General features: G+C 63.2%; 16 protein-coding genes. 4 read left to right on the top strand and 12 right to left on the bottom strand.

Annotated elements, in window-relative coordinates; all coding sequences use genetic code 11:
* Nucleotides 1-4: 4 nt before the first annotated feature.
* The 10 genes from OSC37_RS09490 to OSC37_RS09535 all read right to left on the bottom strand — a co-directional run bounded on the left by OSC37_RS09490 (nt 5) and on the right by OSC37_RS09535 (nt 14,294).
* The gene (locus OSC37_RS09490) at nt 5-1,255 is read right to left on the bottom strand and encodes an FtsZ/tubulin family protein (RefSeq protein ID WP_267161231.1); all 1,251 of its coding nucleotides are present in this window, start codon (nt 1,253-1,255) and stop codon (nt 5-7) included.
* Complete coding sequence (locus OSC37_RS09495) at nt 1,252-3,369, bottom strand: hypothetical protein (protein WP_267161232.1); 2,118 nt, start codon at nt 3,367-3,369, stop codon at nt 1,252-1,254. Before OSC37_RS09495 ends, OSC37_RS09490 begins: the two co-directional genes overlap by 4 nt.
* The gene (locus tag OSC37_RS09500; protein WP_267161233.1) at nt 3,366-4,403 is read right to left on the bottom strand and encodes a hypothetical protein; all 1,038 of its coding nucleotides are present in this window, start codon (nt 4,401-4,403) and stop codon (nt 3,366-3,368) included. Before OSC37_RS09500 ends, OSC37_RS09495 begins: the two co-directional genes overlap by 4 nt.
* Nucleotides 4,400-4,654, bottom strand: a complete 255-nt coding sequence (locus tag OSC37_RS09505; RefSeq protein WP_267161234.1) for a hypothetical protein — start codon at nt 4,652-4,654, stop codon at nt 4,400-4,402. The genes OSC37_RS09500 and OSC37_RS09505 overlap by 4 nt, the downstream gene beginning before the upstream one ends.
* Nucleotides 4,651-5,964, bottom strand: a complete 1,314-nt coding sequence (locus OSC37_RS09510; RefSeq protein ID WP_267161235.1) for an FtsZ/tubulin family protein — start codon at nt 5,962-5,964, stop codon at nt 4,651-4,653. The genes OSC37_RS09505 and OSC37_RS09510 overlap by 4 nt, the downstream gene beginning before the upstream one ends.
* 70 nt (nt 5,965-6,034) lie before the next feature.
* A complete protein-coding gene (locus OSC37_RS09515) occupies nt 6,035-7,552 on the bottom strand; it encodes a hypothetical protein (protein WP_267161236.1) in 1,518 nt (505 codons plus the stop codon).
* A 20-nt stretch (nt 7,553-7,572) separates the two neighbouring features.
* Complete coding sequence (locus OSC37_RS09520) at nt 7,573-8,730, bottom strand: zinc ribbon domain-containing protein (RefSeq protein WP_267161237.1); 1,158 nt, start codon at nt 8,728-8,730, stop codon at nt 7,573-7,575.
* Nucleotides 8,731-8,773: 43 nt separating this feature from the next.
* The gene (locus OSC37_RS09525) at nt 8,774-10,519 is read right to left on the bottom strand and encodes an FtsZ/tubulin family protein (protein ID WP_267161238.1); all 1,746 of its coding nucleotides are present in this window, start codon (nt 10,517-10,519) and stop codon (nt 8,774-8,776) included.
* 87 nt (nt 10,520-10,606) lie between these two features.
* Nucleotides 10,607-12,466, bottom strand: a complete 1,860-nt coding sequence (locus OSC37_RS09530; protein ID WP_267161239.1) for a hypothetical protein — start codon at nt 12,464-12,466, stop codon at nt 10,607-10,609.
* A 49-nt stretch (nt 12,467-12,515) separates the two neighbouring features.
* Nucleotides 12,516-14,294: a M3 family oligoendopeptidase gene (locus OSC37_RS09535; protein WP_267161240.1), complete on the bottom strand. Its 1,779-nt coding sequence runs from the start codon at nt 14,292-14,294 to the stop codon at nt 12,516-12,518.
* A gap of 316 nt (nt 14,295-14,610) precedes the next feature.
* Between OSC37_RS09535 and OSC37_RS09540 the strand changes: the two genes are divergently transcribed.
* Complete coding sequence (locus OSC37_RS09540; RefSeq protein ID WP_267161241.1) at nt 14,611-15,858, top strand: erythromycin esterase family protein; 1,248 nt, start codon at nt 14,611-14,613, stop codon at nt 15,856-15,858.
* A gap of 124 nt (nt 15,859-15,982) precedes the next feature.
* Here OSC37_RS09540 and OSC37_RS09545 read toward each other — a convergent pair whose 3' ends face one another.
* Nucleotides 15,983-18,448, bottom strand: coding sequence for a DEAD/DEAH box helicase (locus OSC37_RS09545; RefSeq protein ID WP_267161242.1), 2,466 nt, complete (start codon nt 18,446-18,448; stop codon nt 15,983-15,985).
* 207 nt (nt 18,449-18,655) lie between these two features.
* On the opposite strand from OSC37_RS09545, the gene OSC37_RS09550 reads away from it, so the two are divergent.
* The 3 genes from OSC37_RS09550 (at nt 18,656) to OSC37_RS09560 (ending at nt 19,939) form a co-directional block, all read left to right on the top strand.
* Nucleotides 18,656-18,886 carry an AbrB/MazE/SpoVT family DNA-binding domain-containing protein gene (locus OSC37_RS09550; protein WP_267161243.1) on the top strand — a complete coding sequence of 77 codons (231 nt, stop codon included), beginning with the start codon at nt 18,656-18,658 and terminating at the stop codon, nt 18,884-18,886.
* Nucleotides 18,887-19,261 (top strand): type II toxin-antitoxin system VapC family toxin, encoded by a 375-nt coding sequence (locus OSC37_RS09555; RefSeq protein WP_267161244.1) that lies wholly within the window; start codon nt 18,887-18,889, stop codon nt 19,259-19,261.
* 87 nt (nt 19,262-19,348) lie between these two features.
* Nucleotides 19,349-19,939: a DJ-1/PfpI family protein gene (locus tag OSC37_RS09560; protein WP_267161245.1), complete on the top strand. Its 591-nt coding sequence runs from the start codon at nt 19,349-19,351 to the stop codon at nt 19,937-19,939.
* Nucleotides 19,940-19,959: 20 nt separating this feature from the next.
* Here the strand turns inward: OSC37_RS09560 and OSC37_RS09565 are convergent, their stop codons facing one another.
* Nucleotides 19,960-20,754 carry a M14 family metallopeptidase gene (locus OSC37_RS09565; protein WP_267161246.1) on the bottom strand — a complete coding sequence of 265 codons (795 nt, stop codon included), beginning with the start codon at nt 20,752-20,754 and terminating at the stop codon, nt 19,960-19,962.
* Nucleotides 20,755-20,775: the final 21 nt, after the last annotated feature.

The following is a 20,775-nucleotide window of genomic DNA, read 5'->3' on the forward strand; positions in this document are numbered from 1 at the left end:
GGTCCTAGTCGTTGAGATACGCTTCGAGATTTTGCTTGAGCTGGAGGAAGTCCTGGCGGGTGTAATCCTTCATCGGGTCGTCGAACTTCGACATGAACTGCCCATCCTGTGACCCTTCGAGCAGCGCGTCGAACTTCGGCATCGACTTCTCCAGCAGCGGCTCGACATCGAACCCGGTAAACAGCAACATCACGTCGTAGGTGTCGGTTTTCTCGTCGGTCGGCGTGAGTGTGTTCATCTTCATGGTACTGTCCTGGTCGAACCCGTTCTTCTCGAGCCAGCTGTCGAGGGCCTTCATTACCCCCGGCTCGGTAAACCGCTCGCGCTGGCCAATCTCCGACCGCGGCGCTCTGACGACGGCGATGACGCCCTCGGCTGTCGTCGGGTCGATTGGCGCGAACGTGTTCTCGGCCGCCAGGTCGAAAGGCATCTCCAGGTCGTAGATGGTCTCCATGTCGAGTGCCAGCCCTGGGGTTAGATGACGGGTGTTCCGCTGGGAGGGCCAGGCCATGATGTCGATGACATCTGTCGTCCCGAACGTCTCCCGGCCGGCGGCGATCATCATGTCGATGACCTTCATCAGCGCGCTGTTGACCGCGTCTTTCTGACCGAGTCCGCCCGACTGCGAGATACCAGACATGTTCTCGGCCACCTCCTCAGCGAGATGGGAGTTGTCGGCGATGAGCACGATATCCGAGGTCTGGGAGCCGTCGTACCAGTTCAACAGCCGCGCAAAGCCCGCAATCGCGTTGAAGTGCATCTGTGCCCCCTCGTAGTCGAACGGCCACGCCGCGAGCGTGACGTGGGTGATGTTCTCAAAGGAGGTTGTGGGCGGCGCATCCCGTAGTGAGTTGACGAGATACGGCACCGAGCCACAGCCAGTGCCGCCGCCGAGCGTCGTAATGTAGAGGAAGGCGTCGGCCTCGTCTATCTCGGCGGCCTCGATCTCGTCGAAGACACGGCCCTGTTCCTGGCGGATGTTCTCTTCACCCCAGTGGAACTTGTTCCCGGCCCCATCTTTGGGGCCGAAGTCGACGGTGTACTTCTGTGTAATCTCCTCGGCGTCGATTGGGACCGCGCTCGCGATCCGGTTGACGTTGTTCCGGATATCGGCCCGGTTCGTGTTCATTAGCAGGATACGGTCCTCGATGCCGGGATTGTCTGTCCGTTCCAGAAACCGCGAGGCGATTCGGCCGCCTCCCTCGCCGGAGGCGATGACGGCCCACCGCGTGAATTCACCTGACTCTGACATCATGATTGTTCCTCTTTCGTGAGCTGGGTCGGTTCGACGGCGACGACATCCTGCTCGCTCGACCCCCTAACGAGTTCTTGCACAGTGCTGTCTGATACTGGCGCGGACAAAAAGTTACCCCGTAACGCGTCGTAACTTTTCGACTCGCCGGGGTCGAGGTTGTACCGGATGACGTTCTCGATCTCCTTGCGGAGCCGCTCCGTATCGTAGACGATGACCTTGCCGTCGTGGCGGGTCGCGTCGTGGCCTTCCCGCTGTGCCCAGACAGCGAGCAGACACGGGATGTACTCGCTGTCGACGGGGAACGACATTTCGGTGCTCAGGTAGCTCTCCTCCTCGAATCGGCTCTCGAACCGCGAGGAGATTGTCGGGAGAATCTGGTCGATGTCGATGTCGACGCCCTCACAGAGTTTGTCGCGCAGCGAAACCTCGGCCAGTTCGAGGCCCACGCTGATGTCGTCGTCGACGGTAACCGTCCGCTCGACCGACCCGTAGGAGTCGTCAGCCGGCTCGGCACGGAGCGTGTACTCGCCGTAGGGCACTTCCTCGAAGCTGGCCTCAGCGACCAACGGCGTCCGACAACGCCTCTCGCGCGTGGTCGACCCCGAGAGTGTCACGGTCACCTCCCGCTCTGGCCCACCTTCCGGGAACGCGACGCTCACGTCGACGGTGTACTCTTCGCCGCCGCCGGCCATCACCAGCTGTGGCACGTTGGGGTCGAAATCCACCTCGTCCATATGCTTTCGGTAGTACAGCCCCAGGAACTGCTCTTCGAGGTCAGAGACGGGGAGGTCCGCACCGGTCACGCTCCCCTCTGTCCGGAGCGTCTCGGTGATCTGTGATTCGACGCGGTCGAACCCAGTCACGACGCTTGCTTTCGGCTTGACCGCCTCCAGTGCCGACAGCAGGCTGTCGGCCGCCGTGTCGAACTCCGAGCGAAACGCCGTGATATCCGAACTAGAGCGTAGCGTCTGCACGAAGCTGGTCTCGGCCGCGGGCGGCCGCTCGTACCAGCCGTCGGGCACGTCTGCCCCCTCAAGCGCGTCGATTGCCTCGTCGAGCTGTCCCTCTAGCTCCTCGACGACGGCGAGACAGGTGTCTCGGACGGCGTCCCGGACGCGCCGGAGTTCCGCGATTTCGATTGCGTCGTCGAACGACCTGAGTTCGCCGGCGTAGCCGTCGAGCTCCTCCTGATAGCTCGGCCCGAGATACCGGTCGAAGGATTTGTTGCTGGCGGTCCGCAACAGCGCCTCGATGGCCGACTGCTGGTCATCGAATGTCGTCGCGGCGTCGCGTTCGACCATATCCCGCGCGTCCAGAATGTCAGCGACAGCCGCGTCGTACCGGCGACCAGTCGCGGCCTGGCGCGCATCTGAAAGCAACTCTTCGGCCTCCTGTGAGGCGCTGTCGGTGCTCGTCAGCGCGTCCTGGAGCGCGCCACAGGCGTCTTCGACGACCTCGTCGGCGGCCTGGTAGCAGTCGTCGAGATACCCCCCGACCTCCTGCCAGGACTGTGTAGTGTCGTATCGGTCGGGTCCGCCTGCCGGAACCGTCTCAGGGTCGACCGTCCAGGGGTCTGCGACGAGCCCGCTCAGCCGTTCGAGCGTCGTGTTGACCTCCCGGATGCGGCTCTGGATGTTCTCGGTGACCTGTGCGAGCACCCAGCCGTCAAGATCGCCCATCTCGTTTTCGAGCCGGTTGATGTCCTCAAGCGAGCCGAGGTTGCGGCTGCCGACATCGAAAGTACCCGAATCGGGGTCGAAGGCGATGCCGTTCGAGTCGAGATCGCCGACGTACCGTTCGAGCTCCTCCCACTCGGCCGCGGTGATTCCCTCTGGATACTCTGTCTCGATACGCTGTGCGAGCTGCCAGACATCGCTGAACTGTTCACCCAGCTTGCGGGCCTTCCGTCGCTCGAACTCGGTCCGGCTCGTTCCGGTCGACTGTATCGTCTGGTTGACCCAGAGATAGCCGACGACGACGAGCAACGGGATAATCGCCACCTGCGCGTAGACGGCGGCCTGTGATCCCTCGACGTAGAAGATACCGGCACTCGCCCCACCGGCGACGACGACGAGCAGGAACATGCCGATTGCCATCCGGTAGCGCGGTTTCACACTACCACCCCCAGGATGTCGAACACGAGAAGCGCGGCGAGCCCGGCGACCAGCAGTACCGCGCCGGCGACCCACGGCACCGTCAACACGCCGAGAGTGAGGGTGTTTTTGCTGCTCATCTGGCGGAAGTCATCGACTTCCTTCCCCTTGCGCCAAGGGATGACCGCGCCGGCCAGGAGGCCGACGAGGAGCCCGCCGAGCAGTCCAAGACCGGTGTTCCGTCTGACTGTCGACTGTATCTCACTGTTGACGGCTTCGAGCGTTGCGAGCGATTCCGCCGCCGCCTGATCTGTCTGTGTGACAACACTGCTCTCTTTCTCTTGTAGTGTATTCATCGCCATCGTCGTATTCTCGGGCTGGGGGTTCTTTCGTGCCTGCTCATAGAGGATGCGTTCCACCGCTGCCGTTTCGTTCAGTAGATCGCCCCGTACGTCCGTGAGGTTGCGCAGTATGTCCGCGTAGTCGGCCGCAGCCTGGGGGTCGGCGTCCGCAGAGATGTTGAACGTATCGAGTCGCTCTGTCGTGTTCGTTATCGCCGCCCTCGTCTCCAGGAAAGCGTTCTCTTTGTCGTCAAGCTGTTCCCGTGCGCTGATGCTATACAGACGCAACTGCGAGTCGAGCAGTCGGCCAGTACCATCGTACACCGTCTCGTCGGGCGACTCGATTGTGGGGCCCGTGACCGGATCGACTCCGCTGACGGCCTCGGTTAGATTGACGCTTCCGGTTGCTGTTTTCCGTATCCTGACGTCGGAGTCACGCTCCTCGATCTCGTATGCGCCCGACTCCTCGAGGGTCCACGAGCCGTTCTCCCGGCTCACCTGGGTGTTGTTCTCACAGACAACGACCGAGAGTTCGCTGCCGGGATAGAGCACGACGGTCTCGTTGTGTATCTCTTCCGTGGGTGTCACGCCGACGACTGTCGTGTTGTTGTGACCCGAACACGGCGCCTCGGCTGCTTGCGTCCCAGAGACGGTTCCGGCCGCGCCCAGGAACGCGACGAGTACCACACACAGCATGAGGCCACGTCGCGTCATTGTAGCTCCCTCCGCCAGTAGATGAACGTCACGCCGCTCCCGACGAGTAAGCCAACTCCCGTCCCGACGGCCGCACCCGACAGAAGCTGTGTCGTCGTATCCGAGGCAACTTCAAGCCCTGTCTCGACGGACTCGGCGGTATCGATTGCTTCGGCGATGGTGTTGCCGCCCTCGCCGGCTGCTGTTCCCCCGAGAAAGACCAGTCCGACGAGTACCAGCCCGGCGGCCACTACCGCAGCCGCACTCTTCATGCGTTTCCATCACCTCGTGCCTCCGCGGGCTGGTCGCCCGTTGGCACCCCCTCGCCGGGCGGTCCTTGGCCGACCTGTCCGGTTGGGGAAGTGTCTGCCGTCGGTGCGCCGCTTTCGGTCTCGTACTCCTCGGCAAGGCGCTCGATCTCCTGTATTCGGGTGATCTCTTCGCGGGGGAAGGTGAGCAACGCGGTAAACGATGCGAGATTGCGTTTCGTGAGCGTGACACCCAGGTTCACCTCGTTGCAGTGCATCGTCAGCATCGAGCGGAACTTCGAGGTGTCGATGCGGTAGTCGCTATCTCGGATGTACCTGCTGGGTGCCCGCAGGAGACCAATTCCCTTCTCCATCTCCTCCATCTCGGCGTCTTCGAGGCTCTGTTTCAGCCGCGCCCTGTCCCACAGGTCCGTCGCGGTAATCTCCTGACGGCCGACGAAAGGGAGCAGATACCCCGGCAGCGAGCGGGTCATCATCACCGACCGCGCAAGCGACGCATACCCCGTCGTATCAGCCTGTCCGGTCCCCTCCAGCGACAGCGACGTGATGATGTCTTGCAGGTCGATAATCGGTGGGTCGACGTCGTACTCGCTCCGGTCGATACGTTCGAGAATCGGACCGGAGACGAGGTCGACAATACTGTCCGCGACAAAGCGGTTATACTCGGTGAACTGCCCCTCGGCGGCGTTGTGATAGGCAAGACGCTGGTTGTCGACGAGCACGACACCGTCGGCTGCGTCCTCGATTCGGTCCAGCCCGTACCGCGCGTTCCAGGCCTGACGACTCGGTGTCGCCTCCATATCGTCCTCCCCGACCGGCCCCTGCGTGTTCGGCAGCACACAGACTGCGATGACACGCGTGACGCCGTTCGTGTACTGTCTGATCTCGTCGGCGATATGTGATGAGATACCACAGCCAGTACCGCCGCCCAGCCCCACACAGACAAACGCAAACGGGATGTCGGCATCTTGGCTGATTTCCTCCTCGTCGACGCTTGCCTCCCCGAGCTGTTCGTCGAGTACGTCCCAGACCTCATCACGGTGCTGGCGCATTACCTCGTTAGCCTGGACGGGGTTCCGTCCGAAGCCGCCGGTCACCCGCTCCTCGAACCCCGCCGTCCCCCCTCTGATGAGCCCGTGTTGCTCTGCGACCCCGTACCACCGGTCTGACTCGATGTTCGAGAGGTTCTGTAGGTCGCGGATTGTCGAGTTGAAGACAATTGGGTGTGCGATCTTTGATATGTTCTTGTGCCCGAAAACCTCGTCAACAATCGCACTGCCTGCCTGTCCCGTGCCCACGAATAAGTACGGCATTATTCAACTGATAATAGGCCACTCGTATAAAACTACGTGCTGAGGCAGGGCCGGTATTTGTCCGCCGTGCTCAACCGCGAAGTTCCTTCAGCAGGACGAAGTAGGAGTGGGTCTCGTAGAGCCCTTCAACCCACTCCAGTACCTGCTCGGCGGCGTCGGCCAGCGCCGCGGCCTGTTGTAACTCTCCCTGCGCCTGGCGGTCGCGTGCGTCTTCGAGCAGCGTCGATGCGAGGTCGAAGAAATATATCGGGATGGTGTGATCGCAGTCTGGGTACTCCGAGGGGTACGACTGCCGCATCTCGGACCGACGGTCATCGACCTCCTTGATCTGCGTTTCGAGTTCGCCAGTCTCGTCATCGTCGTCGGTCGGCTCTGCGAGCTGTGGAATGAGCGTGCGGTCGTAGTACCGCAGCTCCTGGCGGGAGGCATACAGCGTCAACAGATCAGCGTCGTTTGACCGCTGGGCGGTCTCTTTGATGTCCGCGATGCGCTCCCGGAGATGCGGGACGACCGTGCTGCTGAGGGTGCTCAGGTCCGACAGCAGCCTATCAGCTGTCTGTTTGACCGCCTCAGGGTCAACCCCGTCGAGACGTGTCGTGATTGTCTCTGTCCGGTCGATTGCTTCGACCGCGTCGGTGATTGCCTCGGTGACATGTCGGTCCTCGACGCTGTGAACGTTCTGGAGCACGCGGAGAAACTCCCGGGACGGCTTGCTCTGGGGCGCATCGCCCGCGTCGACACTCGCAGCGAACCGGGCGACGCTGGCCGACTCGTCGGCGAACCACACCGCCTCCTCGGCCAGATCTGCGGCGAGTTGCGTGGCCGCCTGCTCGGGGTCGTCTGTGTCGGCCGTCCACGCCGTCTGGGTCGCTGCCGTCCCGCAGATCTCGTCGGCCGTCTCTGCGAGCTGTCGGTAGTCGCGCTGGTAGGTTTCGAGGTCGTCTGCTGTCGTCTCCAACGTTTGGCCGACCTTCGACAGCTGCCGAGCGCCGTCGCCGCCGAGGCCCTCGACGGCCTGTGTCAGCTCGCGACCGAGCCGGCGGGGCTCCTGTCGTACCGAGAGTGAGCCAAGCGCACGGGTGAGCTGTCGGTGGCGGTCGAGCTCCGTGACTGTCTCGCCGAGTGTTGCTGCGAGCCGGCCGCTCCCATCCTGGGATGCACTCTCCAGATCGTCGAGTAACTGGCCTGCGGTGCCGGAGTCGACGGTGTGGCGCTCACGGACGTCCCGGAGGTCGTCCTGTAGTCCACGCGGCTGTGCGTGGTCCGGCGTAGCGCTACTGGACCGATCTTTCGACTCCGTCCCCACCGAGAGCTCTCCAATCTCGACGGCCTCGGCGAGTGCCGTCAGCTGTTCGACCTCTCCCGCCGATTGGTCGATGCCGTACTGTTCGGGCTGGTCGAGATCGTCAACGAGTGTCTCCGCTGCGTCCAGCAGCGACACAACCGCCTGGGTAACGTCCTGTGGATGTGGCTCGGTTCCGAGCTGGTTTGCTGGTGCCGCGAGGATATCCTCTGGCGGTGCTGCCCTCCCTTGTCGGTCGCCTCCGTCGGTGAGAAGCGGCCTGTCTGTCTGTGTCTGTCTGTTCATGTTTCCTGTCGTTTTGGTGCTCAGCGCCGTGCACGGCGCTCGTCGCGCATCTTCGAGCGGAGGCGGGCCTGAGCCTCTTCGGCCACGCGCTGGTCGACTGTCCCGAGACCACTGATGTTCTCGCCCCGTGAGGTGACGATGCGGAGATTGGTCACGCCTAGCTCGTCGTTGGTCGTGATTGTCTCGATGTTGTCGTAGTAGATATTTATCGTTGTCCCGGTGTTCTTCTCGTCGCGGCCCTTCATGTTGTACTCGCTGTCCAGATCAACCGAGACGGAGACATCCGAGAGGACCATATGGTCAGCGAGATAGTTCTTCGATGGCTCGACCAGGAACGGTGAACTGCCGCTGTGTGAACGGAAATTGAACGCGTCGATGACCTCGGTTCTGTCGATACCGAGGCGACTCTCGGCCCGATTCGCCGAGCTTGCGAAAAATGCGTCTCGGAACGCCGCGTAATGTTCGTTGACCTCTCTGACGCCGAAGTACCAGACGACCGAACCGATTACCAGCCCAACGACCGTCATGCCGCCGATGCCGTTGCCCTCCATCTCCATACCGACGGCGAGTATGACAAACAACACCCCGAATCCGACGATGGTCTTGATCGGGCTCCAGCCGATTTTCCAGAGGATATCGTTCACGTCTGGCTCGCTCGGGGCCTGTCCGGATGTGCCAAGCAGCGATCCACCCGACCCGGCACCACCTCGATTCCCACCCGCGCCGGATTGTCCGCCGGACTGCTGGCTCTGTCTGGGTTGTCGCGGTTTCGGTGTATCTCTCTCTGAGGACTCGCCGGACTGCTGGCTCTGACCCGGCTGTCGCGGCTTCGGTGTATCTCTCTCTGAGGACCCGGAGTGGGCGTCTCTGTTCGGTTGGCTCGACGCGTCTCTGGAGGCACCTCCCTGAGATCTGTCTCCGGGTGTCGACCCGCGCCCGCCGCGTCGCGTCCCAGACTGGCGTTCAGATGCACGCGGCGACTCTCGCCGGTCGCTCTCGCCGCCCCCATTGTGTGATTCCCTGTCGGGCTGTGAGCGGTCCGACTCGCCGTTTCCTTGCTGTCCACGGGGTTCTCTCTCTGCCGGTTCGTCCCCCTCTTCTGGAAGCTCTGCGCCACACGACGGACAGTAGCTCCGCCCCGGGCCAGCAGTCTCCCCACAGTTCGAACAAATCGCCATATATGCCAGACTGTTCTGGGGTAGCCTTAGCTTTTCCGGGTACTCATCCCATGTTCTCTCTGCCGAGGTGTCCGAACACCGGCTCGACGTAGTTCCAGATGTCGTCGAGTGCCTTCGCCTGTCGGCTGTTGCTGTTGCTGACGAGTTCCTCGGCGTGTTCGTACATGTCGTTCAGCGTCGGCAGCTGCGGGTTCCAGACCAGCCCCCAGAGGTGGACGGAGTCGACCTGTGGGACCACCAGCTGGTCGACGTAGACGTCGACGGACTCTCCGGGCCCGGTTGACCCACGGTCGAGGAAGTCCTCGCCGCCCAGGATACGCTTGAGCTGGTTGTCCATCAACAGCGGCGAGAGGTCGTCCATCTGCTCTTCGGGGCCGTATATCATGAACGTCCCGCCCCAGGCGGTATCCGGCTCGAAGTCGATGAACTGTCCCTGCAACAGCGTCGAGCGCACGAGCGTGTCGAGGTCGTTCTCGTCGGTCGGGGAGTCGTGTCGGCCCAGCACGGGCACCATCACGACCGCCGGGTCGTAGTCCAGCTCGCTGTCGACGGGATACTTTTGTACTGCCGGGCGGATGCTGTCGGGCACGTCGAAGACATCGCCGCTGATGCGTTTGGTCGCCGATGCGTCGTACGATATCGGCGTTGAGGACATGGTGAATCCCTCGAAAAACGAAACGAGGAGACGGTTGATATCCTCGTATTTCGGCGGATTGTACGTTTCGAGCCACTGTCGGTCGATATCGACTGCGAGGTCAGAGCGGATGCGTTCGAGCTGTGCGTTGTCAAAGGGGAGGACGCCGTCGGCCGCCTTCGAGAGCCGCGCCATGCCGATGACGCCACGCACCATCTCGCTGCCGCCGAACTCGTCTCGACTCGGCAACACGACAGAGCTTAGTATCGGCTTGACGCCGGCACCCCGTCCGTCCGGCCCCGACGATTCGAGCATCTCGCGGAGGTTATCGGCGAGTACTGGCGTCGCGCCACAGCCAGTTCCCTTGGTGACGCTGTGAATCAGCATGATAGCCTGTGCGCCGCCGAGGCTCTGTCGGTCGACATCCCACCGCTCGACGAAGGCGTTTTGCTCGTCCTCGAAGTCGTGTTGCATGAAGTCACGGCCCCGCTTCCAGTCCCGGCCGGCACCTGAGTAGGCGTGCTGGTTGTGCCCGATCATGCAGTTCGAGACCAGCGATTCCGGCGAGTACTCCTTATCTATCTGTGCGTAGTAGGTCTCGTACACCTCGCTACGGTTCGTATTCAGGTTCAGATAGTCCGCAATCCCGCCCTCCCAGACATCTGCAAGCGCCCGGTTTTGCTCGATGAGCGTGTCCCGCCGCATCAAGATGGCATCCAGAATATGATTGCCGGCCCCACCGATACCGACCATGAGCCACTTCTTCGAGGTTCCCCTGTCAATCGATCCTCTGCTCGCCCGTCCACGGCTCTGGTCGTCGGCCCGGCCAGTCGACTGTGTGCGAGACGGCGAGCGACTCTGTCCGCTCGTGGGGCCGGACCCGGCCGACCCTCGCACCCTCCCGGACGGCGTGTCAGTGCCGCCGGCTGTTTCGGCCTGTTGTCGGTCTCCCGGCGGTGTGGTGTCGCCATCTGACTGCCCCGGTGGCGGCGCTTGCACGTCCTCACGGAGCTGTCCGTCGACGAACAGTTCCCCGTACAGCTCCGGGTACGCCCGTTCGACCGACGCTGCGTGCCCTCCGTGGTTGTTGATGAGGTGGTCACGCAGTTGCCCCTCGGTTATCTCGTTTGTACAGATTTTACAGCGGTTGGGCATCGTGATGTGAGAGCTATTGTGCGTCGCCGCTGATAATAATTCCCCTGTTGTCGGCGCCTCTCCGTTCACAGGCCACGAGACGGCCGGTCACCCGAACTGTTCGCGGTATCGATCACAGAGCTCCGAGAGCACGCGGCTCGGACTCTCGTTGTCGTCGACAACCAGCTTGATGTAGCCCGGCTCGGCGTCGGGCGCTTCGACCTCGGCAATCTTGGTCTGGCGGGCACAGAACGATTCCACCGCATCGGTCACCTCGCCGGCCGCGAACTTCTCGGGGTACTCGCCGAGCTGGATGGTGACCGTCTCGGAGGGCTCGCCCTCGTTTGCCGCTCGGTCGAGCTCGCGGAGCAGGTAGAGAACGTCCTCCGGTGGTGGTCCGCCGCTCCGTGACTGGGTCGTCGTCTCTGTGGTCTCTGCGGTGACCGTCGTCTGTTCGTCTGCGGTGTCGATGCTGAGCGTGTCGCCCTCGATGGTGTACTGAACGTCGTAGGCCTGGCGTATCTCCGTTCCCATCTTCCCGATGACGTCGGCCCCGACATCGGTCGGAATCGGAATCGAGCCCGAGCCGTGTTCGATTGTCGGGGCGACGCTGTTGGCGAAGAAGACCCCGATCTGTTTTATCTGCGCTGCGTCGCTCGCACACTCCTCAGCCGACCGGTGCGCGCGCTCGAACCGACAGTTATGCAGGTCCGCCTTCGCCTCGTCGAGGCGCTCTCGAATCGCAACCTCTGTGGGAAACGGCGGCTCCTCGTCACCGAACCGGCTCTCGAACAGCATCTCACCGAGCCGGTCGGCGACAGTCTCCTCGACCCGTGATAGCGCTGATTCCGTGTCCGACAGTGCCGTCTCGACGGCCTCGACGCTGCCGGCGAACTGTGACTCGTGTCGCTCTACCTCCTCGCGCATCGACTCGATGTGCGTTCTCGCTTGCTCGACAGCTAGTGCGATATCCGGAAGCGGCGTCCCGCTGTCGACAGCCTCCCCCAGCCGCTCGCCTAGCTCGTGTGCGCTCCCGCCGATTTGAACCGGCGGCCCCTGTAGATCCGGGACAGACAGCTCGTTGTACCCGCCCATGTTCCGAACCGCGTACTGCTGTCCGTACTCGGAGCGCACAGACAGCGTTCCGTACTCGGTGCGAAGCTCCTGTGCGAGGTCGGCACGGAACTGGTCGAGAGCGCTTTGTGCCTGGTCACGTGGGGCGAGCGCGTCGGCCTCATCACGGAGCTGTGTCGCCTCTTGGAGCTGATTTCGACTCCCGGGCTGGCCCCCGGCGAGCAGGCGATCAGCCTCATCCTGTATCTCTAAACAGGTCGTCTCGAAGGACTCGGTGGTCTCGTCGAAGGCCGACACCGCACGCGGCGCTCCCTCGGACAACTGGTCGAGCGTCTTTGCGTCTGCCGCCGCTCTGACGGTATCCTCGAACTCCAGGCGAGCCTGCTCGGCCTGTTCACGCGCCTCGGTGAGCAGTTCACGCACCTCTGACTCTACCGTGACCGTCCACTCGTAGGCGGTGACACTCACCCAGATTGACCCGACGGCGACCACGGGAATTGTGACGAAGCCGACAAGCTGGAGCGCTGGCACCCCCTCCCAGAGCAGCGGCGAGTACACGAGCGAAAACAGCGCGAGAAAGACGGTCACGAGGCCGGCAGCCGCATACGAGAACTGCCGGTCTTCGAGGACGAACATCCCAACCGCGACAGCGAGCCACGAGAGCGCAACCAGAATGAACAGCCCGAACACGGCTACGTCGTTATCTCTGAAGACGACTCCAGCCGCGTCGAACACTTCGACAGTATCGAGTGTCTGTTTGAGCTCCCCGATTACCGGAATACTGACCGCTTCAATCCCGACGAGGGCGAGCAACGCCTGGACGAACGTTGCCACAATCGGCAGGCCGGCGAGCACCCAGCAACCGACTGCCACTCGGCGGTCGTTCTGTAACATGCTTTGGTGATGGTCGTTCGATTGTATAATATTTTGGCCCTCGGAACGACTACCTCTCGAAGTCGTCGACGTACTCCCCGAAGGTCTCGGCCGCCGTCTCGAAGGGGTCCTCCGTCTGGATGTCACAGCCGAGCGTCTCGAACAGCCCAACAGAGTCCTGTCGACCTGTCGTCCGGAAGAACTCGCGATAGCGCTCCGGCGAAAGCTCACCCGCCCGAAGCTGGCTGTGTACTGCGAGCGCACCCGTCGCTCCGAGGACGTACTGGTAGCTGCTGTACGGCTCCCGGATGCCGCTCACGGGGAGGTTCCGGCCGGGCTGGTCGCCGAACGCGACCGGCGCGTAGAACGCCTCGCGAAGCGACGCTGCGGCCTCCCTCGCCCGGTCGACTGTCACCTCTGTCCCGTCTTCGACGTACCCGGCCAGCGTGTGGGTGAACTGCGCCGAGCGGGCCGAGCTGTAGAGGTTTCCGCCGATACATTCGAGCAGTCGGTTCTGGGCGGCGTCGGCGAGTGCGCCGCCCTCGGCCAGCAGGTGATCGACCAACAGGAGTTCGTGTAAGATCGACGGTATCTCCTCGACCGGTCGGGGTGCAGTTGCGTACCGCGCTGGTCCCTCTCGGTGGTGGTCGACGTGTATCGCGTGTCCGAGTTCGTGACAGAGATAGAACGCCGTCCGCACGTCCTCTTTGAAGTTCGCCAGGATGTACGCCCCGTCTCCCGCCGAGGAGGGGCAGTACGCCGGGATGTCGGTCCGCTTGTCCTGGGTGGGGTAGACGTCGATTCGCCGCTCGGTGAAGAATCGCTCGACGCGCTCAACGTACTCTTCGCCCAGCGGCTCGAGTGCAGCGAGGATGTGTGTTTTCACGTCGTCGTAGCTCAGCTCCGGTGGCTCACTCTTGGCGATGGACACATCCAGGTCCCAGGGCCGGAGTTCGTCCACCCCGAGCCGCTGCTGTCGGAGTGCAAGCGAGCGGTGAAGCGGGTCGAGGTTGTCGCGCACTGTTTCGACCATCGTGTCGTGGACCTTCTCGGGCAGTGACGCTGCCAGCCCGGATTCGGGATAACAGCGCCCGCTCAGCGCCCAGTCGCGAATCGAGTCGTACCCCCGGACCGAGGCCTTTGCCCGGGCGGCCTGTAGCTTCTCGGCGAAGGCCTGCGTGAGTGTGTGCTCGTAGCTGTCCATGCGGCCGTGGTAGACCTCGAAGGCGCGTCGGCGAAACTCCCTGTCAGGGTGAGAGAGGACTGCTCGGCGGTTCCCGTACCGTATCTCGACAGTCTCGCCGTCGGGACGCTCGACAGTCGGCGGCTCGAAGTCCTCCAGCCGGGCCGCCCGGGCGACCCGGGAGGACGCTCCCAGGGGCTGTTCGACTGCCGCCAGCGCGTCCTCGACGGCCTCGCTGCGGACGTGCCCGGCCTGCCGTCGGAGGTTTCGGGCGTACCACCGGTCCGACTCGGGTAGCCCGTCGATGTACTGGTCTGCGCTCTCGATTCGGCGGAGTGCTGCGGCGACCGCCGGCTCGAAGCGCTCTGTGACTCGCTCTGCCTGTTGTTTCCGGTCGGCGGCGGCGTCGCTGTCGGTCGCGACATTCGCGGCGAGGGTCGCGTACAACTCGATACGCTGCTTGCGCTCGAAACAGTCCGCGACGGCGTCGAGCAACGTTTCGAGGTCGGCAGTCGACGAGAGCGGTTCGCTGGCGAGCGATTTGAGGTCGTCGAGTCGGTCGAGCAACTCCCCGACGGCGCGGTTCCAGTCGTCGGGCGTCTCGTAGATGGCTGTCAGGTCGAACCGATGCGCTGGGTCGATTTCCGTGCGTGCTGGTAGATTCATGGGTCGGTGGTATCTGCTGGTGATTGCTGGTGATGCTGGTGCAGCCACGAGGTGACGGGACGTGTCGACGAATCGTTCTCTATACCGACTGAAGAGTGTCGTCAGACCGGCGTCTGGTCCCGTCACTGGCTACCGATACGGGACGGCGAAACGAACACGAGAAGGGAATTTAGCGGAGCATCGGTCGACTTCCGTTGACGGATAATTTTCACGACACGTGATAATTCTACCGGAAAGACGCCGGTTCTTATACAGCCAGGCCGTCTGGATTATATCGGACGTATTATGATTTCCCCTCGTATAGGAGGGTAGTGCTATGTCTGAGCTAAATGAGAGTCTTCTCTCGTCACTCTCGGAACTGGCTGCTCCGCTCCCGAACGCGGGCGAACTAACGGTCACGGAACTGCCTGCCGGGTTGCGTTCCCAGTTTGACGATGCGACGGTCATCGGACTGGGCGAAGCCTCACACGGAACGCAGGAGTTCTTCGACCTGCGATTTCGGCTCATCCGCCTCCTCGTCGAGGAGTTCAGAGTTCGTGCGGTCGGGTTCGAGGCCCCGTTCGACCCGCTGCATCGAGTCGACGAACTCGTCGCCGCCGGCGAGGGTGACATCCGATCTCTCGTCGCGGAGATAGACATTTATCGCCCATTCAAAACCGAGACGATGGTCGACCTCTTCAAGTGGCTGCAGTCGTTCAACGTCTCGCGCCCGCCCGAGGACCGCGTCCACGTCTACGGCTTCGATACGACCATCATCGAGGCCGCGGCCAACGAAATCGAGCCGTATCTCGACCGGGTTGGTGCTGATGTCGACGCATCCCTCCGCGAGGACCTCGACATCATGACCGCCGGCTACGGTACAGACGACGAGCGCCAGGCGTTGCTCGAAAGCACACGACGGGTACACTCGACGCTCGCGCCGATGGTCGACGCCAACGAGTCGGCGTGGGTCGAGGCGACGTCGCGCCAGGCGTACGAGTACGTCCGACACCGACTCCACCTCGTCGAGGTTCAACTCGAGGCCCACGAGCGTGACCGCGAGGGACGGGCGGCACTCAGAGACGAGATGATGGCCGAGAACGTCGAGTGGATTCACGACCGCTCGGCAGGGCCGGTCGTCCTGTGGGGCCACAACGGTCATATCGCCCGTGGCAGACGCGTCATCGACGAATGGGACGTCGACGTTCTGCCCATGGGGGAGTGGCTCGCCGACTCGTACGGGGAGCGGTACTGTCCGGTCGGCCTCGAACTCGGTGGTGGCGAGGTGGCCGCGCTGGACGGCGAGACGGGTGATGTCGCCGAGTACCCCATTCCCGAACCGCCATCGGGGTCGATTCCGGCCGTGTTCCGACAGGTTGAGGAGCCGGTGTTCTCCCTGTCGATCGACGACCTCTATGACGACTCGTCGACTCGGGAGTGGCTCCGGGCCAAGCCACGCCGACACGACATCTGGGGCGGCACTCCTGACGGCGACAACCCCGTGAAGTACAACTGCCGTGACCTCGACGGGTTCGACTGGGTATTCTTCGTCCGCGAGACCTCGCCGCTTGTCCACTTGGACTGACGGAGGAAGGCATCTACACTCGACCAGTTCACAGTCGAAGACGAACTCCTCGCGGAGGTCGACAGTTTCGAGCAGGTCCTCGACTGGCGGGCGGTCGCCCGGCGGTAACGTATCCGAGAATCAGCTACTGCCCGGTGTAGGAACTGGTCACGACCTCCCGAACCCGTTCGGCGGTCACCTCGCCGACGCCCTCGGCTTCCATGAGGGCCTCGGTGTCGGCGGTCATCACGTCTTCGACGCTGCCGAACTCCCGGAGCAGCGAGCGAGCGGTCACGGGACCGACCTCTGCGACCGAGGCGACGACGTACTCCTGTTGCTCGGTCAGCGTCTTTGACTGCTTCTCGCCGTGGACGCTCACCTCGCGGTCCTCCTCTTCTTGCTCGCGGGTCGCAATCACCTCCAGCAGGTCGGCAGTCTCCTCCTCACTCCCGGTCTGCATGACGCTGGCCCCGAAATCGACCGCGAGCGAGGCGAGTGCGCCGTTGATCGCCTTCGGGTGGATGTTCCGGCGGCCGTAGAGGTCCTCGCCTTCGATAATCACGAGTGGGCGGCCGTAGTGACGGCTCGCGTCGCCGACCTGTTCGAACAGCGAGCGGTCGCCGCCGGTCAGCGTCGCAAGGAAATCCTCGACCGCCTTGCGCTCGACGACGACGCGGTCCGAGAGCACGTAGTCGCCGACTTCGAGCGTCTCCAGGCGCGTCTCGATACCCTCCCGCGTCGAGAGGTCTCTGGCAATTGTCGAGTCGAGTTCTCGCTGGTCGACGACGAGTTCGGCGGTGCCGTCGTCCGGGGCTGCCTCGGCGAGGACTTCGTTGCCGGATTCCTCGTCTGTCCCCGTTTCCGTGTCGTTCACGTCGGCGCTCCCAGATTCGTCGGGACTGTCGCCGGCGAATGCATCCAGCCCGGCCTGGCCGCTCTCGTCGTCTGTCTTGGTGCCGTCTCGTTCATCCGCGCGTTCGCTGCCTGTACTCGCTTCGCTCTCGCCGTCGACCCCCTCCGTTTCATCTGGAAGTTCGCTCAGCCCGACCTGTGGACGGAGGCGTGACTCGATGTCACCGGCAGCGTTTTTGAGCAGGCGGAGTTCGTCTTCCATTTTCTTCTCGTCCTGTCTGGCCTTCCAGAAGTAGGCCTCGTCGCGGGTGTCCTCGGCCAGCAGGACGGCCACGCGACCCTCGGTCTGGCGGCCGGTCCGGCCCTTGCGCTGGATGGAGCGAATCGCCGTCGGCACCGGCTCGTAGAAGAGGACGAGGTCGACCTCTGGCACGTCCAGTCCCTCCTCGGCGACGGAGGTCGAGACGAGCACCTCGAACTCGCCGGCACGGAACTGTTCGAGCGTGTCCTGTTGTTCGGTCTGGGTCATCCCGTCGCTGCCGTCGGTGTCGCTCTGCCCGACGAACCGCGCGACGCTGAAGTGTTCGCCGAGGAAGTCGGTCAGCGTCTCGGCGGTGTCGCGGGACTCGGTGAAGACAATGACGCGGTCACCGCCGTTGATGCCGAGCGTCTCGGCAATCAGCATCCGCGCCCGCCGGAACTTCGGGTGGAGGTCGTCGTGTTCTTCGGCGAGGCGGACGGCCTTCTTGACGTTCGGGTCCGAGACCATCCGCTGGTCGGCCTTCGAGGCACCCGACGAGCGGGCAGCCTCGCGCTGGCGGTCCATGTACCGCCGGAAGGACTCGACGCTCTGGGTCTCGACGTAGGTGAGGGCGGTCCGAAGCTTGCGCACCTCCGCGAGGACACTCATCCCCTCGTAGCCCGCCGAATCGTCGCTGTTCATCAGCTGCTGGACCTTCCCCTGTATCTTCTGTATCTCGCGCTCGGAGACGCTGGGATTCGTCGAGTTTGTCACACCGATCTCGACGAGCTGTTGCATCCGGTCCTCGACGACGGCCTCGATTGCGTCTCGAATCTCCTCGACAGTCTCGGGGAGTTCGATGCGCTTCCACTCCACCTCGGTCTCGTGGGTGTATCGCGCTACGTCGGCGTCGTCTTCGGTCATCACCTCGACGTTCCCGATGCCGAGGTTGTCACAGACCTGTAGGATTGCCTCCTCGTCGTCGCCGGGCGAGGCGCTCATCCCCGTGACCAGTGGGTCGTCGGCGTCGTCGTGGTAGCGCTCGGCGATGTAGTTGTAGGCGTAGTTGCCGGTCGCGCGGTGACACTCGTCGAAGGTACAGTGGGTCACATCGGCAAGCGAGACCCGATTGCCGACGAGGTCGTTCTCGACGACCTGTGGCGTCGCAATCACGATACGTGCATCTTCCCACAGGCTCGCCCGGTCGTCCGGGCGCACCTCGCCGGTGAAGACGACAATCTCGTCGTCCGGAATTTCCAGGGCCTCCCGGTAGAAATCGGCGTGTTGGGTGACCAGGGGTTTCGTCGGCGCGAGCAGGAGGGATTTGCCGCCGGCCTGCGAGAGTCGGTGAGCCGTCACGAGCAGGGAGACGGTTGTCTTGCCAAGTCCCGTCGGGAGACAGACCAGCGTGTGGGTATCGAGCGCCCGGTCGGCGAGCGTCGTCTGGTACTCACGGTCCTCTAGAAAGCCAGCGCTCACCAGCGGGCGGTCGAGCGTGTCTCCCTCGGTCGTTGCCATTCGTCTCTGCGTTAGCCGTCCCCGAGGTTAAGGGTTCGCGTACCGCGGCGGAAGTAGACACACTCTGGCACGCAACACTTCCAGTGTCTCCGGACGACCGCGGTACCGAGGCCGTCTCTTGACGGTCAACAAACAGGCGTGCACAGACAGGTGTGTAATTATCCAAATATGGGAATATTCATATTTCTACCCACGTTAGAGTAGAACATGTCCGAAGCAACGCTGGACGGGCGTGGACGTCTGACCCTTCCCAAAGAGGTTCGGGAGCGATACGGCGAACGGTACCGCATCGTCCAACTTCACGACGGAATCAAACTCGTTCCAATCGAGGACGAGCCGCTTGATGCCCTCCGTTCCGAGTTCGCGGATGTCCAGAAGACAGCAGAGGAACTCCGCCAGGAAGCACGCGGCGAGGCGCTGGAGGGGGCCGGACGCTGAATGTACGCAGAGACAGACTTCCTGCTGGCGCTCATCAAGGACGAAGACTGGCTGGGTGACGCCGCAGAGGCCGTCTACCGCGAGCATCAGGACGAACTATGGACATCTCAGTTCACGCTCATCGAACTTCTCATGGTTGCATACCGCGAAGGGCGAGATACGGAGCGAGTCATCACACATACGGCTGCCCTCCTTGAGGTGCGCGGTGACGTGGATACAGTCCTCACAGCCGCAACGTACGTCGAAGACCACGGATTTACGCCCTTCGATGCGCTCCATCTCGTTGAGTCCGACGGTGACACTATCGTCTCGAGCGACGAGGCGTATGACTCGTTTGCACCACGCCTAGATTTGAGAGAATCTCAAGACGAGTGACGGCGCGCGACCGGCCGTTGTATAGGCATCTTCTGGCGACCTCCCGTTTTATTGCTGTGGGAGCAATACTCTAGCACGGTGTTACACATGGGAAAAGACATCCTGATGATAGTGGGTGACTTCGGCGAAGACTACGAAATCATGGTCCCGTTCCAGGCCCTGGAGATGGTGGGACACGACGTCGACGCCGTCTGTCCCGAAAAAGAGGCGGGGGAGACAGTCAAGACGGCAATCCACGACTTCAGAGGCGACCAGACCTACCTCGAAGAGCGCGGGCATAACTTCGAGCTGACGGCGACGATGGCCGACGTCGACCCGACGGCCTACGACGCCCTCGTCGTCCCGGGCGGCCGGGCACCAGAGTATCTCCGGACCTACGACGCGGTCATCGAGGCGGTCCAGCACTTCTTCGAGGCCGACAAGCCCGTAGCGGCGCTGTGTCACGGGCCACAGATACTCGCCGCTGCCGACGTACTGGAGGGGTACGAGATGACCGCCTACCCGGCCTGTCGGGCCGAGGTCGAGGCCGCAGGCTGTTCGTGGGTCGACGGCGTCGTCCGGGACGGCAATCTCGTGACTGGGCAGGCCTGGCCTGACCACCCCGAGTGGCTCGCGAAGTTCCTCGAACTGCTCGGCGACGAGGTGAGCCACGGCGAGACGGTCGCTGCCGACGACTGACCGACCCCCGCCGCCTCGCGTTACGCCGGCGGCTCGATAGTCCCGGTAATGCGCCCGTAGAGGCCGAAAATATCCTCGTAGCCGTGTTCGCTCGCCAGCACCGGCACCGTTCCCGGAGCGGTCACGCGGTGGGTGTACTCGTCGTCGCGGGCGAAGACCTCGCCCACCGGAATCTCCTCGAAGTTCTCGTAGAACACCTCGGGCTTGCCCGCGCCTTTGGGCACCTCCTCGTCGACGGTGGCGACTGTCGTCTCGGTGTAGGTCGGCTCACCGGCCAGAATACCGTGTACCCGGAGGAAATCGCGGGTGGCTTCGAGCCCGAACTCGACGGCGTCGGTGCTGCCCTGCTTGCCGGTTTCGAGGCTAATCGTGTTCGGGAGCGTCGAGTCGAGTGTCGTATCCCGGAGATTCCCCGCATCGACGACGTACTCGACGGGCATCCCCGTCACGCTTCGTCGGACCGTCTCCGTGAGTTCGCTGTAGATAGCAAACGGCGGCGGCGCGCTCTGGGAGGTATGGAGCGCGAGAATCGCGTCCGCACCCTCGAGTACGCTGACGAGCCGTGGTGCAAGCGCGCTCTCGTACTTGTCGTCCTCGATATCGCCCGGAAACGTTCGGTTGAGGTCTGTCTCCGTGTATCGGACGCCCGCCTTCAGTGCCGGCTCGTTCGCGACAATCAGTTGCAGTGTTCCCTCCTCGACGGTCGCCGTCTCGACCAGTCGGTCGACGATGCGCTCGCCGGCCGGCTCGTCGCCGTGAATCCCGCCAACGACGGCGATTCGGGGAGACCCCGACCCACGCTCTGTCACCCTCATATATCTCCCTTGCGGAGTCGC

This window comes from Halovenus salina (genome assembly GCF_026410925.1).
Classification (GTDB): Archaea; Halobacteriota; Halobacteria; order Halobacteriales; family Haloarculaceae; genus Halovenus; species Halovenus salina.

Coding starts and splice junctions, on each gene's coding strand:
- OSC37_RS09520 (WP_267161237.1), bottom strand. CDS start 8,730: ATGGCGATTTGTTCGAACTGTGGGGAGACTGCTGGCCCGGGGCGGAGC.
- OSC37_RS09510 (WP_267161235.1), bottom strand. CDS start 5,964: ATGCCGTACTTATTCGTGGGCACGGGACAGGCAGGCAGTGCGATTGTT.
- OSC37_RS09515 (WP_267161236.1), bottom strand. CDS start 7,552: ATGAACAGACAGACACAGACAGACAGGCCGCTTCTCACCGACGGAGGC.
- OSC37_RS09530 (WP_267161239.1), bottom strand. CDS start 12,466: ATGTTACAGAACGACCGCCGAGTGGCAGTCGGTTGCTGGGTGCTCGCC.
- OSC37_RS09525 (WP_267161238.1), bottom strand. CDS start 10,519: ATGCCCAACCGCTGTAAAATCTGTACAAACGAGATAACCGAGGGGCAA.
- OSC37_RS09555 (WP_267161244.1), top strand. CDS start 18,887: ATGTACGCAGAGACAGACTTCCTGCTGGCGCTCATCAAGGACGAAGAC.
- OSC37_RS09560 (WP_267161245.1), top strand. CDS start 19,349: ATGGGAAAAGACATCCTGATGATAGTGGGTGACTTCGGCGAAGACTAC.
- OSC37_RS09535 (WP_267161240.1), bottom strand. CDS start 14,294: ATGAATCTACCAGCACGCACGGAAATCGACCCAGCGCATCGGTTCGAC.
- OSC37_RS09500 (WP_267161233.1), bottom strand. CDS start 4,403: ATGACGCGACGTGGCCTCATGCTGTGTGTGGTACTCGTCGCGTTCCTG.
- OSC37_RS09490 (WP_267161231.1), bottom strand. CDS start 1,255: ATGATGTCAGAGTCAGGTGAATTCACGCGGTGGGCCGTCATCGCCTCC.
- OSC37_RS09565 (WP_267161246.1), bottom strand. CDS start 20,754: ATGAGGGTGACAGAGCGTGGGTCGGGGTCTCCCCGAATCGCCGTCGTT.
- OSC37_RS09540 (WP_267161241.1), top strand. CDS start 14,611: ATGTCTGAGCTAAATGAGAGTCTTCTCTCGTCACTCTCGGAACTGGCT.
- OSC37_RS09505 (WP_267161234.1), bottom strand. CDS start 4,654: ATGAAGAGTGCGGCTGCGGTAGTGGCCGCCGGGCTGGTACTCGTCGGA.
- OSC37_RS09545 (WP_267161242.1), bottom strand. CDS start 18,448: ATGGCAACGACCGAGGGAGACACGCTCGACCGCCCGCTGGTGAGCGCT.
- OSC37_RS09550 (WP_267161243.1), top strand. CDS start 18,656: ATGTCCGAAGCAACGCTGGACGGGCGTGGACGTCTGACCCTTCCCAAA.